Annotated in this window: 21 protein-coding genes; 12 read left to right on the top strand and 9 right to left on the bottom strand. The window is 42.0% G+C overall.

Annotated elements, in window-relative coordinates; all coding sequences use genetic code 11:
• Positions 1 to 8 precede the first annotated feature (8 nt).
• From waaF to VCA1004_RS10310, 3 genes are read left to right on the top strand one after another with little or no spacing between them, the layout of a single operon-like run.
• Positions 9 to 1040, top strand: a complete 1032-nt coding sequence (gene waaF / locus VCA1004_RS10300) for a lipopolysaccharide heptosyltransferase II (protein ID WP_086981677.1) — start codon at positions 9 to 11, stop codon at positions 1038 to 1040.
• Positions 1021 to 2319 (top strand): lipid IV(A) 3-deoxy-D-manno-octulosonic acid transferase, encoded by a 1299-nt coding sequence (waaA, locus tag VCA1004_RS10305; protein WP_086981678.1) that lies wholly within the window; start codon positions 1021 to 1023, stop codon positions 2317 to 2319. Before waaF ends, waaA begins: the two co-directional genes overlap by 20 nt.
• Positions 2306 to 3172 (top strand): hypothetical protein, encoded by an 867-nt coding sequence (locus tag VCA1004_RS10310; protein ID WP_086981679.1) that lies wholly within the window; start codon positions 2306 to 2308, stop codon positions 3170 to 3172. Before waaA ends, VCA1004_RS10310 begins: the two co-directional genes overlap by 14 nt.
• Before the next feature lie 4 nt (positions 3173 to 3176).
• Here VCA1004_RS10310 and VCA1004_RS10315 read toward each other — a convergent pair whose 3' ends face one another.
• Genes VCA1004_RS10315 through VCA1004_RS10325 form a run of 3 tightly spaced genes read right to left on the bottom strand, consistent with a single transcriptional unit; the run spans position 3177 to position 6467 of the window.
• Complete coding sequence (locus VCA1004_RS10315; RefSeq protein ID WP_086981680.1) at positions 3177 to 3863, bottom strand: CatB-related O-acetyltransferase; 687 nt, start codon at positions 3861 to 3863, stop codon at positions 3177 to 3179.
• Between the two features lie 2 nt (positions 3864 to 3865).
• Positions 3866 to 5698, bottom strand: a complete 1833-nt coding sequence (locus VCA1004_RS10320; protein WP_086984571.1) for a DUF3413 domain-containing protein — start codon at positions 5696 to 5698, stop codon at positions 3866 to 3868.
• Positions 5699 to 5744: 46 nt separating this feature from the next.
• The gene (locus VCA1004_RS10325; RefSeq protein WP_086981681.1) at positions 5745 to 6467 is read right to left on the bottom strand and encodes a 3-deoxy-D-manno-octulosonic acid kinase; all 723 of its coding nucleotides are present in this window, start codon (positions 6465 to 6467) and stop codon (positions 5745 to 5747) included.
• A gap of 225 nt (positions 6468 to 6692) precedes the next feature.
• Between VCA1004_RS10325 and VCA1004_RS10330 the strand changes: the two genes are divergently transcribed.
• Positions 6693 to 7745 carry a glycosyltransferase family 9 protein gene (locus tag VCA1004_RS10330; RefSeq protein ID WP_086981682.1) on the top strand — a complete coding sequence of 351 codons (1053 nt, stop codon included), beginning with the start codon at positions 6693 to 6695 and terminating at the stop codon, positions 7743 to 7745.
• A gap of 6 nt (positions 7746 to 7751) precedes the next feature.
• On the top strand, positions 7752 to 8525 hold the full coding sequence (locus tag VCA1004_RS10335; protein WP_086981683.1) for a glycosyltransferase family 2 protein: 774 nt from the start codon (positions 7752 to 7754) through the stop codon (positions 8523 to 8525).
• Between the two features lie 106 nt (positions 8526 to 8631).
• On the opposite strand, the gene VCA1004_RS10340 is transcribed toward VCA1004_RS10335, so the two are convergent.
• A complete protein-coding gene (locus VCA1004_RS10340) occupies positions 8632 to 9636 on the bottom strand; it encodes an NAD-dependent epimerase (RefSeq protein ID WP_086981684.1) in 1005 nt (334 codons plus the stop codon).
• A gap of 166 nt (positions 9637 to 9802) precedes the next feature.
• On the opposite strand from VCA1004_RS10340, the gene VCA1004_RS10345 reads away from it, so the two are divergent.
• Both VCA1004_RS10345 and coaD read left to right on the top strand, forming a co-directional pair.
• Positions 9803 to 10843 carry a glycosyltransferase family 4 protein gene (locus VCA1004_RS10345; protein ID WP_086981685.1) on the top strand — a complete coding sequence of 347 codons (1041 nt, stop codon included), beginning with the start codon at positions 9803 to 9805 and terminating at the stop codon, positions 10841 to 10843.
• Entirely contained in the window at positions 10840 to 11352 is a 513-nt protein-coding gene (gene coaD, locus VCA1004_RS10350) for a pantetheine-phosphate adenylyltransferase (protein ID WP_086981686.1), read from the top strand. The genes VCA1004_RS10345 and coaD overlap by 4 nt, the downstream gene beginning before the upstream one ends.
• A 290-nt stretch (positions 11353 to 11642) precedes the next feature.
• Here the strand turns inward: coaD and mutM are convergent, their stop codons facing one another.
• The 5 genes from mutM to radC all read right to left on the bottom strand — a co-directional run bounded on the left by mutM (position 11643) and on the right by radC (position 15249).
• Positions 11643 to 12452, bottom strand: coding sequence for a bifunctional DNA-formamidopyrimidine glycosylase/DNA-(apurinic or apyrimidinic site) lyase (gene mutM / locus VCA1004_RS10355; RefSeq protein WP_086981687.1), 810 nt, complete (start codon positions 12450 to 12452; stop codon positions 11643 to 11645).
• A gap of 828 nt (positions 12453 to 13280) precedes the next feature.
• Entirely contained in the window at positions 13281 to 13448 is a 168-nt protein-coding gene (gene rpmG, locus VCA1004_RS10360; protein ID WP_002535344.1) for a 50S ribosomal protein L33, read from the bottom strand.
• A 13-nt stretch (positions 13449 to 13461) separates the two neighbouring features.
• On the bottom strand, positions 13462 to 13698 hold the full coding sequence (rpmB, locus tag VCA1004_RS10365; protein WP_004728407.1) for a 50S ribosomal protein L28: 237 nt from the start codon (positions 13696 to 13698) through the stop codon (positions 13462 to 13464).
• A gap of 388 nt (positions 13699 to 14086) precedes the next feature.
• Positions 14087 to 14437: a four helix bundle protein gene (locus tag VCA1004_RS10370; protein ID WP_086981688.1), complete on the bottom strand. Its 351-nt coding sequence runs from the start codon at positions 14435 to 14437 to the stop codon at positions 14087 to 14089.
• A 137-nt stretch (positions 14438 to 14574) separates the two neighbouring features.
• The gene (radC, locus tag VCA1004_RS10375; RefSeq protein WP_086981689.1) at positions 14575 to 15249 is read right to left on the bottom strand and encodes a RadC family protein; all 675 of its coding nucleotides are present in this window, start codon (positions 15247 to 15249) and stop codon (positions 14575 to 14577) included.
• A 277-nt stretch (positions 15250 to 15526) separates the two neighbouring features.
• On the opposite strand from radC, the gene coaBC reads away from it, so the two are divergent.
• From coaBC to recG, 5 genes are all read left to right on the top strand, one after another.
• Positions 15527 to 16738 (top strand): bifunctional phosphopantothenoylcysteine decarboxylase/phosphopantothenate--cysteine ligase CoaBC, encoded by a 1212-nt coding sequence (gene coaBC, locus VCA1004_RS10380; RefSeq protein ID WP_179949567.1) that lies wholly within the window; start codon positions 15527 to 15529, stop codon positions 16736 to 16738.
• 85 nt (positions 16739 to 16823) lie between these two features.
• Entirely contained in the window at positions 16824 to 17282 is a 459-nt protein-coding gene (dut, locus tag VCA1004_RS10385; RefSeq protein ID WP_086981690.1) for a dUTP diphosphatase, read from the top strand.
• 282 nt (positions 17283 to 17564) lie between these two features.
• Complete coding sequence (gene slmA, locus VCA1004_RS10390; RefSeq protein ID WP_086981691.1) at positions 17565 to 18155, top strand: nucleoid occlusion factor SlmA; 591 nt, start codon at positions 17565 to 17567, stop codon at positions 18153 to 18155.
• Between the two features lie 94 nt (positions 18156 to 18249).
• Positions 18250 to 19224: an LpxL/LpxP family Kdo(2)-lipid IV(A) lauroyl/palmitoleoyl acyltransferase gene (gene lpxL, locus VCA1004_RS10395; protein ID WP_086981692.1), complete on the top strand. Its 975-nt coding sequence runs from the start codon at positions 18250 to 18252 to the stop codon at positions 19222 to 19224.
• Between the two features lie 173 nt (positions 19225 to 19397).
• Positions 19398 to 21479 carry an ATP-dependent DNA helicase RecG gene (gene recG, locus VCA1004_RS10400; protein WP_086981693.1) on the top strand — a complete coding sequence of 694 codons (2082 nt, stop codon included), beginning with the start codon at positions 19398 to 19400 and terminating at the stop codon, positions 21477 to 21479.
• Positions 21480 to 22034: the final 555 nt, after the last annotated feature.

Here is a 22034-nt window from a genome sequence, read left to right on the forward strand (position 1 = left end):
ATTACATTATGAGAATTCTAATCATCGGCCCTTCTTGGGTTGGCGATATGGTGATGTCACAATCATTATACATCACGCTAAAACAACAACATCCTGATGCATTAATTGATGTACTCGCCCCTGCTTGGTGCAAACCCATCTTAGAGCGTATGCCTGAAATCCATCAGGCGATTGAAATGCCGCTTGGTCATGGTGAGTTCAATTTACTAGGTCGGCGCGCATTAGGAAAAGAGCTTAAACATCAAGACTATACCCATGCTTTTATCCTTCCTAATTCAGCAAAATCAGCGTTAATTCCTTGGTTTGCCGATATCCCAGTTCGTACCGGCTGGAAGGGTGAGATGCGCTATGGTCTATTAAATGATCTACGCCCAAATAAAAAATCTTTTCAATATATGGTTGAACGATATGTCGCATTAGCTCATCCAAAAGCTGAAATGATCGACTCATCCTCTCTGCCAGGGCTAGAAAACTTACCGAAACCTAAACTTCATATTGATGCCTTTACTCAGCAAAATACCATTGAAAAATTTGGGCTAAATAAAGACAGAATCACTATCGGTTTATGTCCTGGCGCAGAATTTGGTCCCGCCAAACAATGGCCTGTAGAGCATTATGCCGCTGTCGCAGAGCAAATGATTGCAGAAGGTAAACAAGTGTGGCTATTTGGTTCTCCCAAAGATCAACCTACAACGGCTGCCATCCAACAAGCTATTACTCCTGACAACCAAAAACATGTTTTTGACCTTGCAGGAAGAACCAGTTTAATTGAAGCTGTCGACTTACTTGGGGCATGTGAAACTGTCATCAGTAATGACTCTGGTTTAATGCACGTCGCTGCGGCCGTTGGTTGTAAAGTGATTGGAGTTTATGGTTCAACCTCACCTCAATATACTCCGCCACTGGCAGAAAAGTTGGCCATTGTGCATACCGATATTGAATGTCGTCCCTGTTTTAAGCGTGAATGCCCACTTGGACACTTGAAATGCTTGAAAGAGCTCGCTCCTCAACGCGTACTTGATGCATATCGAACATTATAAAGGTGTGTTTGTGATCCGTTATTTCTATACGTTATTACTCTTTTTATTATCACCGCTCTTGCTCGTGACTTTATACAAAAAGAAGCCAGGCAAACCACCCTTTGGCTCTCGTTGGAAAGAGCACTTTGGGATCACTCCTGTATTAAAAAATCAATCACAACGCCCTATTTGGGTTCATACTGTCTCTGTTGGGGAAACCATTGCGGCAACCCCTTTTATACGAGCCCTAAAGCAACAATATCCCAATATTCCCATTGTAATCACCACGACAACCAGTACGGGAGCACAACAAGCTGAAAAACTTAGTGATATTGCCGAACATCGCTATATGCCGATTGACTTACCTTTTGCTATTAAAGGATTTTTAAAGGCGATAAAGCCGCAAAAAATGCTCATTATGGAAACTGAGCTCTGGCCAAATGTTCTGCATTATGCTCATCAATCTGGAGCACCTATTTCTGTTATTAATGCACGTTTATCTGAACGTTCAGCGCAGCGTTATAAAAAATTTCAGCCTATTTTTAATCTATTAGCCAACAACCTCTCTCAAATCTTATGTCAACATACCGATGATGCAGAGCGCTTTATTCGCTTAGGTATTAAAAACAACAAAATAAAAATAACTGGTAGTTTAAAGTTTGATATATCCATCACAGAAGAAATAAAGCAAAAAGCTCAGAATTTAAGAGCAACACTAGGAACAAATCGTTTTATCTGGATTGCTGCAAGCACACACGAAGGTGAAGATGACATTATTTTATCTGCACATCAAAAACTATTAATAAAGCATCCCAACGCTTTATTAATCTTAGTACCGAGGCACCCAGAAAGGTTTCACAATGTCTTGCTTTTATGTCAAAACAAAAAGTTCAATACAGTATCTAGAACGAGTAATCAACCTGTAAACTTAACGACCGAGATCTATCTTGGTGATACAATGGGCGAGATGATGACATTAATCGGAGCCTCAGATGCCTGTTTTATTGGTGGGAGTTTAATTGGTAATAAAGTAGGAGGCCATAATGTATTAGAGCCTGCTGCACTTTCAAAACCCATAATGACAGGACCTAGCTATTTTAACTTTACAGATATTGTAGAACGACTAAATAGTTGTAGGGCTTTATCTATAACCAAAAATGATAATGATATTTTTAATACGCTAGACTCCCTCATTTCAAATGATGAAATGGAAAGTATGGGAAAAGCAGCAAAATCCTTTGTAGAGAGCAATCAAGGTGCAATAGCAAAAACACTGAGAATAATCGATGAAATCCATTAAAAATAAAATAATCTCAGCTAAAATAATCGCTAGAAGAAAACTAATAAAGCAATATGTAAAGCTAGTAAAACCTAGAGAAATGAAAGATATAGCTAATTACTGGCCTGACATGCAACACATAGACAACACTTTATCCTTCAAAGGAAACATTATTCCAACAATATCCATTCATTCATTAATAAACTCATTAAAATGTAAAAAAATCAACATCATTGGTTCAGGGCCATCAGTAAAATCATTAGATCTTTCTTCTTTAAAAAAAGAGCATAATATTTTCTTAAATGGATCTATTACCATCGCTCAAGAAAGAGATTTACCGATATCATTATTAATCATAATGGACGTAACCTTTGTAAAAAATAGATTTGATATTATAAAGTCAATTAATCCTTGTCATTTATTTCTAAGCCTAGGTGCTGCATGCGCTATTGCCGAAAGGGATTTAGAGCTCTTGAAGATACATAAAATTACTATTTTTACAGTTTCAAAAGGCGATAATACAAACTTCCTATCTAGTGGCGATTCATTCTTTTCAAAAAGAATCAATAATATGTTCTTTGATGGCGGAACGGTAATGTCTATTGCAATACAACTGGCTTACCATATTGCACCTTTATATGTATACTTACTTGGTTTAGATATCAGCAACTCAACTGAGCCAAGATTTTACGAAATAAAAGAAAAATCATTAAAAAGTGGTCTACTAAAGGATTATGATAAAAAAATATTACCTTTTATGGTATTGGCTAAAAAATCCTATAATGATAAAAACATCGAACTATTTAATTGCTCATCCATAAGTAAAATTCCTCATCAAGTTATTCCATATAGTGCAATATATGAAATAAAATGAAAAATCAAAACCAATCAGATTCATTATACATTTTAGGCAACTGTTGTTTTATTTTTTCATCTTCCCACTCCCACCACTTTTCTTGTAGTAAGAATTCAATAGTTTCAGGAGAAAAACGATATTTGATAATCTTCGCTGGAACACCGGCCACAATAGCATAAGGTGGCACATTCTTATTAACTACAGAGCCTGCGGCTACCACTGCACCATGAGCAATATGAGCTCCAGGTAAAATAGTCACATTTGCGCCTATCCACACATCACTACCAATATTTACTTTATCATTATTACAAAATTGGGAAATATCCATATTTGAAGAGATAAAACCATCATTTTTCCTATATAAAAAGGCATGTGTAGATTTAAAATGAATAGGATGATTTCCAGCCACCACCGTAATATTAGGAGCAAAAGAACAGAAAGAACCGACTTTGGCTAATAACCGCTTACCATTGTTGTCGACTCTCCAAAACTGTTCATATCCTTTGCTATGCTTACCGACAGAGAAGAAGAAAAACCTTTCACTTATATACCTTTTTGCTAAATTCATCTTTTCTTTGCTAGAAATCGCTTTATAAATCAAAAAAACAATGCCTTTATGTGGTTGAAATATACGTTGACCGACAAATTTCTTAGCTATGTATTTACCACAATAATTCAAGACTATTTTATCTAACAAATTTAGATGCATTTCTACTTCCTAAATCGACTAATTTGCTCTAAAGCTTGTTGAACATACTGATAGTTAGGTGAGCCTACTTTTGGATGATTGGTCGTATCCATAAAATGAGACTGCCCAGTCGCTCCAACTTCTAAAATAGAATCTTTTGAAACGATACCATAACCACTGTAGCTTGAAATGAGCCCCCATGGACGTTCCTCCACTGGCGCAAATAAATCGACCCCTGTTGAATACTCATCAATAGGATTTTGTACACCTAAATAATTGTGCATTAATGTTGGCACAATATCTTCATGGCTTGTAAATCTATCTCCCCACTCTTTACCTAGGTGTTTAGGCACTTTCGGCCCGACAATCACAAACGGCACCTGAGTTTGAGCAGGAGTAAAGTTACTGTTGTGCCCCCAATAATTTAACTTGTTATCATTTAGCTCTTGAGCATGATCGCCAGTAATAATGATCACTGTATTATCAAAATCACCCGTTGCTTTTAATTTATCAATCACTTGCTTTGCCAAGCTATCAGTGAAATGTACGCTTGTTTTATAGCGATTCATAAAAGGTTGAACGTCTGTTTCATTGTTCAAATCTAAATAATTGACCGTCTTTAACATTGGTGTGTATTGATGCGGATAATCTTCCGGAAAATCATAAGCGTGCGGTGAATCATAAAATAAGAATGAAAATACAGGTTTAGATGGATCACGTTTGTCGTACCAATCTTTCCAATCTTGCGTCAGATTAATATCTCGTTCTGGCGATGTTTTTCCTTCTGAACGAATTCTCAAGTTCTTAACATTAGCAAAGACCGTCTGATCAAACTCTGGTGAGGTCAATTTAGCTGAAGCAAATAAACCGAGCTGATAGTCCATCTGTTGTAAACGGTCCATAAAAACTGGTGACTTGTGGTTTGCTAAGAAGCTGTGCCAATACGTTCCCGGTAGTCCATAAAATATACCGAAAATACCAGTTCTCGTGGCATTACCTGTTGAAACATGCCGTTCAAATCGTTCGCCTTGTTGAGCTAATTGCCATAAATTCGGAGAGTTATCCGCGGTAAAAGTATCTAAACGCCATGAATCTACGACCAAAAACATAATATTGACAGGCTTTTCAATTGGCTGAGTTTGTAACGCTGACAAAGGATAGTTCAGATTACTATTTCCTTTTAATGCCATCGACTTTTGTTGCGCGATAGCTTCTTCATTGATCCACCCTTGCTTTCTCATAAAACTATTGGCCGTCGCAGGCTGAAATAGAGGTAGATATTGTTTAACGATACTGATGGGCTGATAAGCATTCGCCGCCGCCCAAATATGTAAGCCATTACACACCAAAGCCATAATGATCGTTAGGTAAGTAAATTTACGCCCTAAGCGTTTGGTCATAAAAACAGGTTTACGTTCTAATGTAATCAGAAACCAAAACTCAATGGCTACTAACAAAGCTATGGCAACAAACGTCATCAACCAAGTAATGATTGGAAAATTCACTACATCACCAGATAAGACCAGCTCAATCACCACAGCGTTCATATGAAAACGATACTGCGCAAACACAAAAGTATCGATAATCAATATACACAGCGCTAATGATGCAATAACTGCAATAGAAAGCCGACGTAAAGTTGAAGGGAGTAATAGCAAGGGTATCGTAATTAACCCTACAACAGCCGCTAATAAGGCCATTTGGCTCCAAAGCCCAGTGATAATAAAACTTAAGCTTAATCCATCATTAGGAAAGGCCGGAAGATAAGCAAAATAGCGTAATGCGATACCTATGGATAAAATAGCGTTAAATAGGATAAACCAACCATGACTATGTAGTTTTTGCTTAAATGTCAAAGGGGTAGTAGGAATAATGATATTCAAAAGAAGTCCTAATTATAAATTATTTATGGTAACCCATTTCTAAAGCCGCCCAATCTTGCTCTGCCCAGTGAATGTGTCTCTTAGTTAATTCTTTCTGAAAAGAGCGTAATAAGCGATCTAAATTAGATTTTTGCCAAACCGCTAAATTGGTTTCGCCTAGCTCGGGTTCAATATGACACTTATCAAAATCAATGATCCAAACTTTATTGTGTTTATCGAGTAGTATGTTATGGATATTGAGGTCGGTATGATTGACGTTTGCTTGATGCAACTGACGAATTTGCTCGCCAATCAATACATAGATTTCTCGTTGCAATGAGTGTTTTTGCAAAATCCCAACAAGGTCTTCTGCACCTTCAATTTTTTGCGTCAAAATATCCGCTTGATAACACACGGTGCGTTTTACGGCTCGTGCTGCGATTGGCTGAGGCACATTAACGCCCGCTTTGACTAAGTGTTGCAATAACTGAAACTCTTCACAACTACGGGTTTGATGCCATTGGCTAAACCAATAATGATCTTTCACCAGCTTTCCAAATAAGCCACCACGATGATAATGACGTAGAGCGGCCGGTAAATTATCGGTTTGTACGAACCAGGTCGTTCCTCGACCTTGTGCAGAGCCCAGAACTTTATTTTGAGCATGCCAAAACTCAGGCTCAAAAGCGTGCTTAACGGTCGATTCATCAATCAAGGTGTCATCAAACCAGATAACTTGTTTATGTGATGTGAGTGTTTTCATAGCGATAGAATACCGTGTCTCGTGTCTCGTGTCTCGTGTCTCGTGTCTCGTGTCTCGTGTCTCGTGTCTCGTGTCTCGTGTCTCGTGAGAGATTTTAATTGAGACCTCAAATCTATTCCAATCACACAATACAACAAACCACTCAGGTAAATAGAAGCAATGCACTTTTTTCTATTCCCTCAATCCCCTATAATCACAGTAACTTTGACTCCCCATAGTGACGCTATGCCATTATTTCATTCTCCACCTAAATCTTTGTGTTTTTTACGTTTATCCGCCATTGGTGATGTGTGCCATGCAGTTGCTGCGGTACAAGCTGTGCAGCGTCACTGGCCAGAGACTAAAATCACTTGGATCATCGGAAAAGTAGAAGCCCAACTTCTTAATGGCTTAGAAGGCGTTGAGTTGATTATTTTCGATAAAAAAGCCGGTTATGCGGGAATGAAAGCAGTATGGCAGCAACTCAAAGGCCGCCGTTTTGATGCGCTTATCCATATGCAACTCGCTTTACGTGCGAGCCTTCTCACTGTCGGAATCAAAGCTACCTACAAAGTTGGATTTAATAAACAGCGCGCCAAAGAAGGCCAGTGGTTATTTACCAATAAAAAAATTAATGACGTTAACTCTCAGCATGTTTTAGATAGCTTTTTATCGTTTGTTGAATACCTCGGGGTACCGAAGCAATCTCCCAAATGGACGATGCCCATCGCACCCTCTGATCTTGATTGGGTCAATCAACGTATTCCACTGCAACAAAACGTGCTCGTGATCAGCCCTGCCGCAAGTAAAGATGAAAGGAACTGGGTGACTGAACGTTATGCTCAGGTTGCTGATCATGCCAGTGAACAAGGTTATCAAGTCATCTTATGTGGCTCACCAAGTGAACGGGAAATCCAACTTGGCCAACAGATTAGCCAACGGATGACGCACCCCGTCACGAACCTTATAGGGCAAACTTCGCTCAAGCAATTACTGGCTCTGTTACAGCGAGCTGACGTGGTTCTCGCTCCCGATTCAGGCCCAGCCCACATGGCAACAACTCAAGGAACTCCGGTGATTGGTTTGTATGCCCACAGTAACCCTAAACGTACTGGCCCTTATTTAAGCCTCAACACAACGGTGAGTGTTTATGAACAATGCCTCCAGCAACAATATGGAAAGTCCAGTTCTGAATTACCTTGGGGAACTCGCGTGAAAGGGGCTGAACTGATGAATCAGATCACTTTAGATGATGTCATCGAGCAATTTGATATTCTTACTACTATAAATAAAGGTTGATGTTTTATGAGTGCTCCAACACTTGCCGTCGCATTAATTGTCAAAAATGAAGAAAAACATTTAGCCGCTTGCTTAGATACCGTTAAAGATTGGGTTGATGAAATTGTCATCCTCGATTCAGGCAGTACCGATCAAACCGAAGAGATTGCCCGACAATATACAGACAAATTTTATGTCAATCTGCAATGGCCAGGCTTTGGACCTCAACGTCAACTCGCTCAAGGCTACGTAGAAAGTGATTATATTTTGTGGCTTGATGCCGATGAACAAGTCACCACTGAATTAAAGCAACATATCCAACAGGTTATCAAAGAGAATAAACCAAACTGCGTTTATAAAGTTGATCGCTTAAGTACCGCTTTTGGAAAGAAAATCAAATATTCTGGTTGGTCTCCAGATTGGGTGACTCGCTTATATAAAACTACAGATACCCAATATAATGAAGCGCTCGTGCATGAAAGTGTTGTAGTACCAAGCTCGTACCAAGTGATCGCCCTTAAAGGTAAGTTATTGCATAATACCTTTGATGAATTAAGCCAATATACTCGTAAAACCTCTTTATATATGAAATCTTGGGCCGATCAACGTGAAGGAAAAAAGAAAAGCTCTCTGTTTTCAGCAATCTCCCATGCTTTTTTCCGCTTTATTAAAATGTATTTTATTAAGCTCGGTTTTTTAGATGGTCGTCACGGCTTACTACTGGCTATATTAAGTGCGAATACTACTTTCACCCGCTATGCAGATTTATGGCTTAGAGATTATCAAAAATCTAAAAAATAATAGCCGGCCTTAATTCACCGATCATAAAGGGGCCGCATTTGGCCCCTGAATTTATTCTAGCTGTTATACCAATTGTACTAATTATCTGCGCATGATTGGCGTGCACTCAAACTTTATAAAACTCTCGATACCATTTCACAAAATTCGCAACGCCTTGTTTGACTGACATCGATGGCTTATAACCTGTCACATCAAACAAGTCTTGTGTATCCGCGTATGTGGCATACACATCCCCGGGCTGCATTGGCATAAAGTTTTTGTTCGCTTCTACACCAAGTGAATCTTCCAAAGCTTCAATAAATTCCATCAATTTAACAGGGTTACCATTACCAATATTGTAGATCTTGTAAGGGGCTGAACTGGTTGCTGGTGAACCGGTTTCTACCGCCCACTGTGTATTTTTTTGTGGGATAACATCTTGAATACGGATCACACCTTCAACAATGTCATCAATATAAGTAAAGTCACGCTGCATATTACCATTGTTGTAAACATCGATTTGCTGCCCTTCGACCATCGCTTTGGTGAATTTAAACAGTGCCATGTCCGGGCGTCCCCATGGACCATACACCGTAAAGAAGCGCAAACCGGTTGTTGGCACACCATATAAATGAGAGTAAGTGTGCGCCATTAATTCATTGGATTTCTTCGTTGCGGCATAAAGAGAAATAGGATGATCAACACTATCCGCGGTATCAAACGGCATCTTTTGATTCAAACCGTATACTGAGCTAGAAGAGGCATACACCAAATGCTCAATATGATGATGACGACAGCCTTCTAAAATAGTTAAGTGCCCCACTAAGTTGCTGTCAGCATACGCCATTGGGTTATCGATGGAATAACGAACGCCTGCCTGTGCAGCTAGGTGAATCACCCGCTGGAAACCTTGCTCAGCAAATAAAGCCGCCACGCCTTCTCTATCTGCTAAATCTAATTCGATAAAGGTAAAGTTGTCATGACTAGCGCGCTGTAAACGAGCGTGTTTTAGCTCTACAGAGTAGTAGTCATTTAAATTATCAATCCCAACTACTTGATGACCCGCTTGGCATAAACGCTCGACCACCGCAGATCCAATAAAGCCTGCCGCTCCTGTCACTAAATATTTCATATACACATTACCTATTCATTCTAATAGCCTAATTTTATGCCAGCCGACCGCTAATGACTACCTGCAACACCCCTTAAACTAAAAATCCATTAATACTGATAGCTTTACCCTCATTGTTTTGAAATACTAGTTTCCTATTTTCAACTTAACTTTATGCCCATAATCGATGAATATTTGCCATGTTAACCTTGCCTCTGGATTCAGTGGCGGTGAAAGACAAACTCTACAACTGATAAAACAACAAGTCAGCGAAGGCTATCAACTCACTGTCGTCATGAACCCTAAAAGTGCATTAGTAGACGAAGTCCGTAAACTTGGCTGTAATATTATTCTTGCTAAACATTTTACTGCCATGCACAGCAAAAAAATCACACAAAATTGTGCGCTGATTCATGTCCATGAAGGACGAGCGATCTATTGGGCTCTCATTCAACACCTTTTGTATGGCATTCCATATATCGTGACGCGACGAATTGATAACCCACTAAAAAATAAATGGCTATCAAATCTCGCTTATCGAAAAGCAGCAGCTTTAGTCGGCTTAAGTCGAGAAATTGTCTCAAAACTTGAAGAACGACACCCTTCAAACAAAATATTTAAGATCCCAAGCTCTCCGGTAAGCTACCCCGTTGATGAACATAAAGTTGAGAAAATCCACAATGAATTTCGTGGTAAATTCATTGTGATTCATGCCGCTAATATGTTGAAACACAAAGGCTTTGATACCACAGTAGCCGCGGCAAAAATATTAGGTATTAGTAATCCTAGAATTGCCTTTTTATTGCTAGGTGATGGCCCAGAAAGAAACACGCTAGAACATGATGCAAGAGGTCTCACCAATATCCGATTTATGGGTAAGCAAAGTGATATGGGCTCAATGTTTGCAGCCGCAGATTTATTGATCCACCCCTCTTATAGTGAAGGTTTAGGTTCGGTCATTCTTGAAGGTATTGTCGCCGGGCTTCCTGTTATAGGAAGTAATGCAGGAGGCATTCCCGATATTATTGAACACGAAGTCTCTGGTTTATTATGTGAACCCGGTAATGCCAAACAACTGGCCCAACAAATCGACCAATTAGAACGTGATAAGATTTTACGTCATAATATAAAAACAGGTGCTAAAGAAAAGCTGAAACAATTTGATATTGCTTATACAGCTACTCTCTACAAAGATATTTACACCAAAGTAATGAGTAATTCCCTATGACAACACCTACACATGACAGCGCTTTACCTACACCCGCCATTTATCCTGGCACTTTTGATCCCATTACCAATGGTCATTTTGACTTGATTAAACGCAGTGCTCGTTTGTTTGACAGTGTTGTGGTAGCAGTGGCCGAAAGCCCAAGTAAGAAAACCATGTTTACCTTACAAGAGCGTGTCGACATGGTCAGAGAAGTGACCAAAGGCCTTCCCAATGTAACGGTACTGGGCTTTTCAGGGTTATTAGTCGACTTTGCCAAACAACAGCAAACTCATATTTTAATTCGCGGCTTACGCACTACCGTCGATTACGAATATGAATTTGGTCTTACCAGCATGTATCGCAAACTGATGCCTGAGTTAGAAAGTGTCTTCTTAACCCCTACAGAAGAATTTGCCTTCTTGTCTTCAACAATCGTGCGTGAAGTGGCTATTCATGGTGGTGAAGTGGATCAATTCTTACATCCGTATGTGGTTGAAAAGATGAAAGAGAAAGTCCCTAGTTCCTAGTTTCTGGTTCCTAGGAAAGCAAACAGCGAGCGCTTCGTTTTCACACACAATAACAAATAGATGGTTCAATCTCGTAAGGAGATCCTGAACTACGCTCCTACGTCGCTATTCAGGATAACGACTATTTTTTAGTGTTCGTGTTACATTCGCCCCATAACGCAAAACTAACAATCCTATCCTAATCTTTTCGGTTCACCCCCTCATCCCTAGGAACTAGGAACTAGGAACTAGGAACTAGGAACTAGGAACTAGGAACTAGGAACTAGGAACTATTAAGATCTAGCAACCCTTTATGTTTGGCAACCATCACAATAAAAACTATTCCTTTGACCAATCTTCGCCTCCAAGATGACTCCACCGCAACGTGGACACGGTTTTCCAGCCTTGCCATACACCTGTAGTTCTTGAGCGAAATAGCCTGGCTTACCATCGGCCTGATTAAAATCTTTGAGTGTGGTTCCACCTTGAGTGATCGCGCGTGCTAAAACTTTTTTAATTTCATTGACCAATAAAGTTAATTGCTCGAGAGTTAACTGATTGGCCAAGGTTTGGGGGTGGATTTTCGCTCCAAATAACGACTCGCTGGCATAAATATTTCCTACCCCAACCACCACTTTATTATCCATAATGAATTGTTTAACCACCACTTTGCGCTTCTGCGCTTTGGTCAATAAGTATTGTGGATTAAAATCATCAGTCAGAGGTTCAGGGCCTAAATGCGCCATCACCTCATGCTCTGTACCCATTTCACACCATAACCAAGCCCCAAAACGACGCGGATCGTGATAGCGCAAAACTTTGCCATTGGCTAAAACCAGATCAACATGATCATGTTTATTGGGCTCGATCCAGTGATCTAACACTCTTAAGTTACCAGACATACCTAGGTGAATAATTGCCGTTCCAGTATCGGTATCTAGCAATAAGTATTTCGCTCGGCGTCGAATCGCGTGAATCACTTGTCCTTGTAATAATTGGATCTCATCAGGCACCAGCCAACGTAACTGCGGCTGACGTACTTCAATTTTTTGAATAGTTTGATTCAAAAGATGAGGCGTGATCCCCATTCTACTGACTTCAACTTCAGGTAATTCAGGCATAAGTCGTCCTTGGGTATGTAGGTATTAAAATGATTATACGGGATAGATAGATACGTGTCTCGGACGAGCATTGTCGAATCTCGGACGCTACGCTGGGTGTTGGAAAAAGATGTTGCAAGGCTCGGGTGCACTTCGCTTCGAGTGACGGAAAAAGAAAAGATGCTACGAGGCTCGAGTGCGCTTCGCTTCGAGTGGCGGAAAAAGAAAAGATGCTACAAGACGCGAAACTGCTTTTCGGCTCTCGAGCGAAGCGTCCCCGTCACTCGCCCTGAAATGAGTAAATAAAACAACACATCGTCATTTCGCACGTGAACCTAAGCGAAGACGATATGGAATCTCCTACAGCATGTTGAGGCTCGAATGCTTGAAGGAGATCCTGAACTGCACTCCTTCGTCGCTTTTCAGGATGACGAATTTATTTCTTTTGGCTTTATCCTTAGCCACGACAAACGAAGCAGTCGAGACACGAAACCGCTTTTCGGCTCTCGAGCGAAGCGTCCCCGTCACTCGCCCTGAAATGAGTAAATAAAACAACACATCGTCATTTCGCACGTGAACCTAAGCGAAGACGATATGGAATCTCCTACAGCATGTTGAGGCTCGAATGCTTGAAGGAGATCCTGAACTGCACTCCTTCGTCGCTTTTCAGGATGACGACTTTATTTCTTTTGGCTTTATCCTTAGCCACGACAAGCGAAGCAGTCGAGACGCGAAACCGCTTTTCGGCTCTCGAGTGAAGCGTCCCCGTTACTCGTCCCTAATTCGAAACAAAAAAAACCCAGCCTACCGAAGTAGTCTGGGTTTTCAATTTCTAAAGAGGAAAACCAATTACTTGATTTTAGCTTCTTTATACATAACGTGCTGGCGAACTACTGGATCAAATTTCTTGATCTCAAATTTGCCTGGCATGTTACGTTTGTTTTTGTCAGTTGTGTAGAAGTGACCTGTTCCAGCAGAAGATACTAGACGGATTTTCTCACGAATGCCTTTAGCCATTGTTCAATTCCTCTTATACGTTCTCGCCACGAGCACGGATATCAACAAGAACAGCATCGATGCCTTTCTTATCAATAATACGCATACCCTTAGCAGTTAGACGTAGTTTAACAAAGCGTTTTTCGCTCTCTACCCAAAAACGGTGAGTTTGTAGGTTCGGCAGAAAACGACGCTTGGTAGCATTTCGTGCGTGTGAACGGTTGTTACCCGTTACAGGACGCTTACCAGTTACTTGGCATACTCGGGACATGAATGTCTTCTCCAAATCGTTTCAGCTCGATATCACCTTGGGGCAAAAACCGCTATGGAAAAACCCATACCAAGGCTATCAAAGGTCGCGCATTATACTAACTTGATATGCATTGCTCAAGACCTGTACTGATCCTTTTTAGGAAAAACGCGATCTTTTTTTGAACAGAGCAGTTTTTTAAACGCTTTTTTGTATAAAAACTAAAGAGCTGAATTAGGTTCTATAAAATTAGTGCGCGGATTGTATCAGATTTTAGCGGACTAACAAGAAAAAAGGAGGTCTAATTTTGCTACAACGGCCAATTTAGAAATTGGTTCCTAGCTCCTGGTCCCTAGTTCCTAGGAAAAACCACTGAAACTCTTTACTTATTCTTGACCAAGCAACTTCTTTACTTAACTGTATATACTCTTGATTTTATTAATCCAGCCAACATTCGACTGACTTGCAAGGTACTCTGTTGTAATAATTCGTATTGCTCTCCTGAAAGATAACCAAACTCTTTTGCTAATAATATCTGGGTATATAATTCACCAGCAGATCCCTTTGCTATATATAAAAAACGAACAGATTCTTTTACCGTTTCACGCTCTTCCCCTTCCGCAATATTGGATGGAATAGAAGTAGCTGATCGTGTGATTTGATCTTTAAATCCGTAATCTTTACAACCTTTAAAGCTAGTATGAATCAAAAGCGCCACCTTCATACTTTTTCGCCACACTTCTAAGTTTTTATAGTTCATCTTCCATCTCTTTATTAACCAAGTTTATCGCTACAGCACTTATCAAGCCCAACCTTGAACTGCAACTCTCAACTAAACGCTTTTTCTTTTCCTAGAAACTAGGGACCAGGAACCCTCTTCTTTCACGAGCTTCGCACTCACATCCACCCCCTCTCTGCAAACGACACCACCTCACCATCGCCAATCACAAAATGATCTAAGATCCGGATATCAACCAAATTCATAGCATCAACTAAGCGACGTGTAATGCGGCGGTCGGCATCACTCGGTTCGGCAATACCTGAAGGGTGGTTATGCGCTAAAATTAACGCTGCGGCATTAAAATGCATCGCACGTTTAACCACTTCTCTTGGATAAACGGACGCCGCATCAATAGTGCCTTCAAACATGATTTCATCACTGATCACTCGATTCTGATTATCTAAAAATAAAACATAAAAGGCTTCTCGGTGGCGGTCGCGCAATATGCTACTTAAATATTGTTTAGTATGTTGCGGGCTAGTGAGCGCATCGCCACGTTTTATAGTTTCCGCCAGATAACGCTTAGTCATTTCCACTACCGCTTGTAATTGGGCAAATTTAGCGCTTCCTAATCCTTTATGAGCACAAAATTGACTTTGACTGGCCGATAACAACGCCCTTAATGAACCAAATTCTTTTAATAAAAAATCAGCTAATTCAATGGCATTCATCCCTTGCAAGCCTGTGCGTAGAAAAATAGCCAACAATTCCGCATCACTTAACGATTGTGCACCACGTGCTAATAACTTTTCTCTTGGGCGTGATTCTTGTGGAAGCAGTTTTAAGGACATGATCTGAGCTCAACAATGAAAAGCCTGATCACAGCAAGCTTTTGGTGTGAACACAAAAAGAGAAATAAAAAGTAAACTCAAGATCTTAATAATGGAGCGAATAAAAACACGTTACAATAAAAGCGTTATTTCACTCGAAAGCTCGGTATTTGTTCTCTAAAGCGGAAACTTGATAAGAATATCGAGGTTGCGGCATCACCATTGGATAAACTTGTGATAACTTATAGAGCCAGAAACCACCAAAAAACAGCTCTCAATAGACATCAGGTAGATTATTGTGATTGAACAAAGTTTAACGGGAAAAAAAATTCTTTTAGGGATAAGTGGCGGCATTGCTGCATATAAATGTGCCGATTTAACCCGCCGCTTAATTGAACGTGGCGCACAAGTTCAAGTGGTCATGACGCCCGCGGCGAAAGAATTTATCACCCCTCTCACCATGCAAGCCGTTTCCGGGAACCCGGTTTCTGATAGCCTTCTCGATTCTTCAGCAGAAGCGTCGATGGGGCATATTGAGTTAGCTAAATGGGCCGATTTAATTCTCTTAGCTCCGGCCACTGCAGATTTAATCGCTCGGATAAAAGCGGGCATGGGTAATGACTTATTAAGCACCTTAATTCTAGCATCTGACGCGCCGGTTGCCGTTGCCCCTGCAATGAATCAACAGATGTACAGCAACCTAGCCACTCAAGAAAATATTTCAGTCTTAAAAGAGCGTGGCATGATGATTTGGGGGCCGGCTGCTGGTCAACAAGCTTGTGGCGATGTCGGTTATGGCCGCATGCTTGAACCCATGGAATTAGTGGCCCATTGCGAAGCATTTTTTGGCCCGAAACCATTACAAGGGCTTAGTGTTGCGATTACTGCCGGCCCAACTCGCGAAGCCATTGATCCCGTTCGCTACATCTCTAACCATAGCTCAGGAAAAATGGGATTTGCCATTGCCGAAGCAGCCGCTAACTTGGGAGCCAATGTCACCTTAATCAGTGGCCCTGTCAGCCTTGCGACTCCAACGCAGGTCACTCGCATAGACGTTGAAAGTGCCGAGCAAATGCATCAAGTGGTAATGGCTCAAGCTCCTCATCATCACATTTTTATTAGTTGCGCTGCCGTCGCCGATTATCGTCCTGCTCAGATTGCCGAGCAAAAAATCAAAAAAACGGCGGATAATGAGCACATGCAAATTAATATGGTTAAAAATCCCGATATTGTGGCCTCGGTTGCAGCACTAACTCAACAACGCCCTTTTACCGTTGGCTTTGCCGCTGAAACACAAGATGTGGAACGTTATGCTCGTGATAAATTGGCGAAGAAAAACTTAGATCTGATTTGTGCTAACGATGTTTCGGTAGCTGGTTTAGGCTTTAATAGCAATGACAACGCCCTGCATTTATACTGGCAAGACGGTGAGCAAGCACTCGCTACGGCAAGCAAACAACAGTTAGCTAAACAACTGTTATTGATCGTTGCAGAGCAATATCAAAAATAATCAAGCTATAACCAAATTATTAATCGATAGCTAAATAATTAATCCATCCCAAATCGTTAACTAACAAAAGAAAGAAGCCCAATTCATGACTAAGAAAATTGACGTAAAAATTCTCGATAGCCGTATAGGTAATCAATTTCCTTTACCCGCTTATGCAACCGAAGGCTCAGCGGGCTTAGATTTACGTGCTTGCCTTGATCAAGACTTATCGATTGAACCGGGACAAACCCACCTAATTCCAACCGGTCTTGCGATCCATATTGCCGATCCTGGCCTCGCAGCGACCATTTTGCCTCGCTCGGGTTTAGGTCATAAGCATGGCATCGTATTAGGTAATTTAGTGGGGTTGATTGATTCTGATTACCAAGGGCCGTTGATGGTATCCATCTGGAACCGTGGACAGGAAACTTTTACTATTGAACCGGGCGATCGTATTGCACAACTGGTCTTTGTTCCGATTGTCCAAGCGGAATTTAACGTCGTAGAAGACTTTGATGCAACAGAGCGTGGTGAAGGTGGATTTGGGCACTCAGGGAAAAAATAAAGACGTTCCTAGTTTCCTAGTCCCTGGTTCCTAGGAAAAGAGATGGAGCGAGAGCCGAGAACGCTTCGCTTCGAGTTGCGAGAAAAAGCTTTGCCTCGCTTCTCGCATCACGGAACTCGAGCCAATTGTTTTCGCTTTTTCGGCTCCCGAGCGCAGCGTCCCCGTAACTCGCAACCAGGAACCAGGAACCAGGAACCAGGAACCAAATTTACATCAAAACTGAAAACAATAATCAGCATAAAATAAACCTATTATTGATAACGCTTCAAACAAGGAAAAACCATGGCTGGGCCCAAAAAACATAATCGTCGTGAAGAAATTCTCCAAGCTTTAGCGCAAATGTTAGAATCCACCGATGGAGCCTCTCGCATTACCACCGCCAAACTAGCCAAGCAGGTCGGAGTATCAGAAGCGGCGCTTTATCGTCACTTCCCAAGCAAAGCCCGTATGTTTGAAGGTTTGATCGAGTTTATTGAAGATGCCTTGTTATCACGTATTAATCGGATTTTAACGGAAGAAAAAGACACCTTGAATCGCATTCGCTTAGTTCTACAATTATTATTAGCCTTTGCTGAGCGTAACCCAGGGCTATCACGTATTATGTCAGGCCATGCGTTAATGTTTGAAAATGAACGCTTACGTAGCCGAATTAATCAATTATTTGATCGCATTGAAACCCAGCTACGTCAAATATTACGCGAGCGCCAAATTCGAGAAGGCAAGAGTTTTTCCGTTGATGAATCCATTTTAGCCGCCCAATTACTCGGACAAGTTGAAGGCAGTTTGAACCGTTTTGTACGTTCAGATTTTAAATACCAACCGACCGCTAACTTTGAGCAATACTGGGCGCTCTTAAAAGCACAAATGGTTTAAGTTATCTCAATCACATTAATGAGCTGCCAGCAAACTAAACGAGCTCAAACTTAGCCTTTAATTTTAGAACCTTTGATACATTTAGAGAGAAAAGATGACCAAAAATACGCCCCCACAGAAAGAGGAATCTCTCGTTAATTTTATCCCACCACAATTTTCAATGAGCTTACTTCACCCTAAATATTGGGGAGTATGGTTGGGATTTGGATTTATTGCCTTATTGGTGAACGTATTGCCGTATCGCGTTTTATATTGGCTCGGAAGAGGCCTTGGATACCTCTCCATGTTTGTGGTGAAAAATCGCGTAAAAGTGGCGCAGCGGAACTTAGATTTATGTTTTCCAGAGATCAGCCAAACACGCCGTGATTATGTAGTAAAAGAAAACTTCAAAAATACCGGATTTGCGATTTTTGAAAGTGCCATCGCTTGGTTTTGGCCAGATTGGCGCTTAAAAAAACGAGTCGGTTACTACCATGTTGACCGCTTAACCAAATTTGAAGAAGAAGGTCGAGGCACTTTAATTTGTGGTGTGCATGCCCTTAATGTGGAATTGACCGCTCGCTGTTGTGCGTTATTTTCGCCCGGTTATGGCGTCTATCGTCCACACAATAACCCAGCTTATAACTTTATTCAGCATTGGGGACGTACCCGTAATGGTAACATCATGGTTGACCGCAAAGATGTCAAAGGCATGCTAAAAGTACTCCGCAAAGGTAAAAAACTGTTCTACTTACCCGATCACGATTATGGAGCTAAACACGCCGCCTTTGTGCCGTTATTTGCCGTACCTAATGCTTGTACTACGACCGGAACCAGTATCTTAGTTGATGCCAGCCAATGTGCGATCTTACCGGTTTCTTGTTTCCGTGTTGGTTTCCATTATGACTTCCGCATTGAACAAGATATCAGTGAAAACTTCCCTCATCGCGACCCAGAGGCAGCGGCCCGTTATATTAATAAAATGGTTGAGAAGCTTATTTTACGTGGTGGTGATCAATGGATGTGGTTGCATAAACGCTTTAAAACTATGCCAGATGGTAAGAATAAAGGGATTAGGTATAGGGATTAAAAGAAGTTCCTAGTTGCTAGTACCTAGATTCGCTACGCTTCTAGAAAGAGCAAAAGATTGCTCCGTGTTGCGAGAAAAGCCTTTCCACACTGCTCGCAACTCATACCTAGGAACCAGGAACCAGGAACCAGGAACCAGGAACCAGGAACATTAAACCAAAACCGAGAACCAACATGCAACCACAACTCCTCTCCGCTGTTCCTCTTACCTCGCTGTCTGGCGTGGGTGCCAAAGTGGCCGAAAAACTGGCGAAGATTGGCTTAAATTCGGTTCAAGACCTGCTGTTTCACTTACCGTTGCGCTATGAAGATCGTACGCGTATTTATCCTATTGCTAAATTACACGCTGGATTATTTGTCGCAATCCAAGGCCGAGTCATGAGTTGTGACACCCATTTTGGTCGCAAGAAAATGCTGACCGTGAAAGTGAGCGATGGTAATGGCACCCTCACTTTACGCTTTTTTAATTTCAATGCGGGTATGAAAAATAGCTTTGCAGAAGGCCGTCCATTATACGCGTATGGTGAAATCAAACGAGGTAACATGGGGCTGGAAATTATGCACCCTGACTATCACTTTTTAGCTGGTCAAGATACGCCCCCCTTAGAGCAAAGCTTAACGCCCATTTACCCAACCACAGAAGGCTTACGCCAAAACACCTTAAAAAATCTAACCGATCAAGCACTCGAATTATTAGACAGTGCCGCCGTCAGTGAATTACTGCCAAACGGCTTATACGACCATCAAATCACGCTCAATCAAGCTTTGCATATCATTCATCGCCCGTCACCAGAGATCGATCTGCAACAGTTTGAGCTCGGCAAACATCCGGCGCAGCGTCGCTTGATCATTGAAGAGTTGTTGGCGCAAAATCTATCCATGTTAGATGTACGTAGCCAAGGCCAACAAGACGCATCATTGCCGCTGCCTTGCCAAGGTACGCTCAAACACCAGCTCCTTTCAAGCTTACCCTTTTCGCCAACTAACGCCCAAGCGCGAGTCGTGCAAGAGATTGAAGCCGATTTACGTCAATCTCACCCGATGATGCGCTTGGTACAAGGTGATGTGGGCTCAGGTAAAACCTTAGTCGCCGTATTAGCCGCCACTCATGCCTTAGAGCAAGGTTATCAAGTGGCCTTGATGGCACCAACTGAGTTGTTGGCAGAACAACATGCCCTCAATTTTGCTCAATGGTTAGAGCCTCTCGGCATCCCTGTCGGCTGGCTGGCGGGCAAGTTGACAGGTAAAGCGAAACAAGCCCAATTAGAGCGTATTGCCTCAGGTGAAGCCAAAATGGTGGTCGGCACCCATGCGTTGTTTCAAGAACATGTTGAATTTCATCACCTTGCGTTAGTGATTATTGATGAACAACATCGATTTGGTGTCCACCAGCGCTTAGAACTGCGTGAAAAAGGCAAAAAACAAGGCACTTATCCTCATCAATTGATCATGACCGCCACGCCAATTCCTCGCACTTTAGCGATGACCGCTTATGCCGATTTGGAAACTTCAATCATAGACGAGTTACCACCCGGTCGTACGCCGATTCAAACCGTGGCGATTGCCGATACTCGCCGCAAAGATATCATTGAACGTGTACGAGTCGCTTGCGCTCAAGAAGGTAAGCAAGCTTATTGGGTATGCACCTTAATTGATGAATCTGAAGCGTTAGAAGCTCAAGCCGCTGCCGATACCGCCGAAGAACTGCAACGGCAACTGCCTGAACTCAATATTGGCTTAGTACATGGCCGTATGAAGCCCGCCGAAAAACAGCAAGTCATGCAGCAATTTAAATCCGGTGAATTGCATTTATTGGTCGCCACCACGGTTATTGAAGTGGGCGTCGATGTGCCTAATGCCAGCTTGATGATCATCGAAAACCCAGAACGCTTAGGTCTAGCACAGTTACACCAATTGCGAGGTCGCGTAGGTCGTGGCTCGGTGGCCAGTCACTGTGTGTTGCTGTATCACGCGCCGTTATCAAAGACCGCTCAAAAGCGACTTGGGGTACTGCGTGAAAGTAATGATGGCTTTGTGATTGCCCAAAAAGATCTTGAGATTCGTGGTCCCGGGGAAGTGCTCGGCACCAAACAAACGGGTCTGGCAGACTTTAAGATCGCCGATCTGTTGCGTGATCAATATTTGATCCCAGAAGTACAACGCATTGCTCGTCATCTTCATCAACAGTACCCGCAGCATGCGAGAGCTATTATCGAGCGTTGGTTAGGTGATAGAAGCGGTTATGTGAAAGCCTAATAAAGCAAAAGAGTGTCGCGAGAGCCGAGGGCGCTTCGCTTCGAGTCACGAGCAAGAGCAAGAGCAAGAGCAAGAGCAAAAGAATCGCGGTTAAGAAGGTTAAATAGAAATTACGGAAGGAGATCCTGAACTACGCTCCTTCGTCACTATTCAGGATGACGGATTGTTACTAACCCCCCTTCTTGTCAGCTCCCGAGCGCAGCGTCCTCACATCTCGGCTCACTTGGCCTTACCTTCCACACGACCCGAAACACACCACTCGAACTAATCCATTCTTTTCGACTCCCGAGCGCAGCGTCCCCCGCATCTCGGCTCACTTGCCCTTACCTTCCACACAACCCGAAACACACAACTCGCACTAACCCATTCTTTTCGGCTCTCGAGCGCAGCATCCCCGCATCTCGGCTCACTTGCCCTTACCTTCTACACGGCCCGAAACTCACCACTCGCACTAATCCATTCTTTGCGGCTCCCGAGCATAGCGTTCCCGCATCTCGGCTCACTTGCCCTTACCTTCCACACTTCCCGAAACAAGCCCTCGTACTAACCCATTCT

Source organism: Vibrio aphrogenes (genome assembly GCF_002157735.2).
GTDB classification, from domain to species: Bacteria; Pseudomonadota; Gammaproteobacteria; order Enterobacterales; family Vibrionaceae; genus Vibrio; species Vibrio aphrogenes.

What these genes read in the sequence shown, in the direction of transcription:
- waaF (WP_086981677.1), top strand. Translation starts at nt 9, where the DNA reads ATGAGAATTCTAATCATCGGCCCTTCTTGGGTTGGCGATATGGTGATG.
- waaA (WP_086981678.1), top strand. Translation starts at nt 1,021, where the DNA reads ATGCATATCGAACATTATAAAGGTGTGTTTGTGATCCGTTATTTCTAT.
- VCA1004_RS10310 (WP_086981679.1), top strand. Translation starts at nt 2,306, where the DNA reads ATGAAATCCATTAAAAATAAAATAATCTCAGCTAAAATAATCGCTAGA.
- VCA1004_RS10315 (WP_086981680.1), bottom strand. Translation starts at nt 3,863, where the DNA reads ATGCATCTAAATTTGTTAGATAAAATAGTCTTGAATTATTGTGGTAAA.
- VCA1004_RS10325 (WP_086981681.1), bottom strand. Translation starts at nt 6,467, where the DNA reads ATGAAAACACTCACATCACATAAACAAGTTATCTGGTTTGATGACACC.
- VCA1004_RS10330 (WP_086981682.1), top strand. Translation starts at nt 6,693, where the DNA reads ATGCCATTATTTCATTCTCCACCTAAATCTTTGTGTTTTTTACGTTTA.
- VCA1004_RS10335 (WP_086981683.1), top strand. Translation starts at nt 7,752, where the DNA reads ATGAGTGCTCCAACACTTGCCGTCGCATTAATTGTCAAAAATGAAGAA.
- VCA1004_RS10340 (WP_086981684.1), bottom strand. Translation starts at nt 9,636, where the DNA reads ATGAAATATTTAGTGACAGGAGCGGCAGGCTTTATTGGATCTGCGGTG.
- VCA1004_RS10345 (WP_086981685.1), top strand. Translation starts at nt 9,803, where the DNA reads ATGAATATTTGCCATGTTAACCTTGCCTCTGGATTCAGTGGCGGTGAA.
- coaD (WP_086981686.1), top strand. Translation starts at nt 10,840, where the DNA reads ATGACAACACCTACACATGACAGCGCTTTACCTACACCCGCCATTTAT.
- mutM (WP_086981687.1), bottom strand. Translation starts at nt 12,452, where the DNA reads ATGCCTGAATTACCTGAAGTTGAAGTCAGTAGAATGGGGATCACGCCT.
- rpmG (WP_002535344.1), bottom strand. Translation starts at nt 13,448, where the DNA reads ATGGCTAAAGGCATTCGTGAGAAAATCCGTCTAGTATCTTCTGCTGGA.
- rpmB (WP_004728407.1), bottom strand. Translation starts at nt 13,698, where the DNA reads ATGTCCCGAGTATGCCAAGTAACTGGTAAGCGTCCTGTAACGGGTAAC.
- VCA1004_RS10370 (WP_086981688.1), bottom strand. Translation starts at nt 14,437, where the DNA reads ATGAACTATAAAAACTTAGAAGTGTGGCGAAAAAGTATGAAGGTGGCG.
- radC (WP_086981689.1), bottom strand. Translation starts at nt 15,249, where the DNA reads ATGTCCTTAAAACTGCTTCCACAAGAATCACGCCCAAGAGAAAAGTTA.
- dut (WP_086981690.1), top strand. Translation starts at nt 16,824, where the DNA reads ATGACTAAGAAAATTGACGTAAAAATTCTCGATAGCCGTATAGGTAAT.
- slmA (WP_086981691.1), top strand. Translation starts at nt 17,565, where the DNA reads ATGGCTGGGCCCAAAAAACATAATCGTCGTGAAGAAATTCTCCAAGCT.
- lpxL (WP_086981692.1), top strand. Translation starts at nt 18,250, where the DNA reads ATGACCAAAAATACGCCCCCACAGAAAGAGGAATCTCTCGTTAATTTT.
- recG (WP_086981693.1), top strand. Translation starts at nt 19,398, where the DNA reads ATGCAACCACAACTCCTCTCCGCTGTTCCTCTTACCTCGCTGTCTGGC.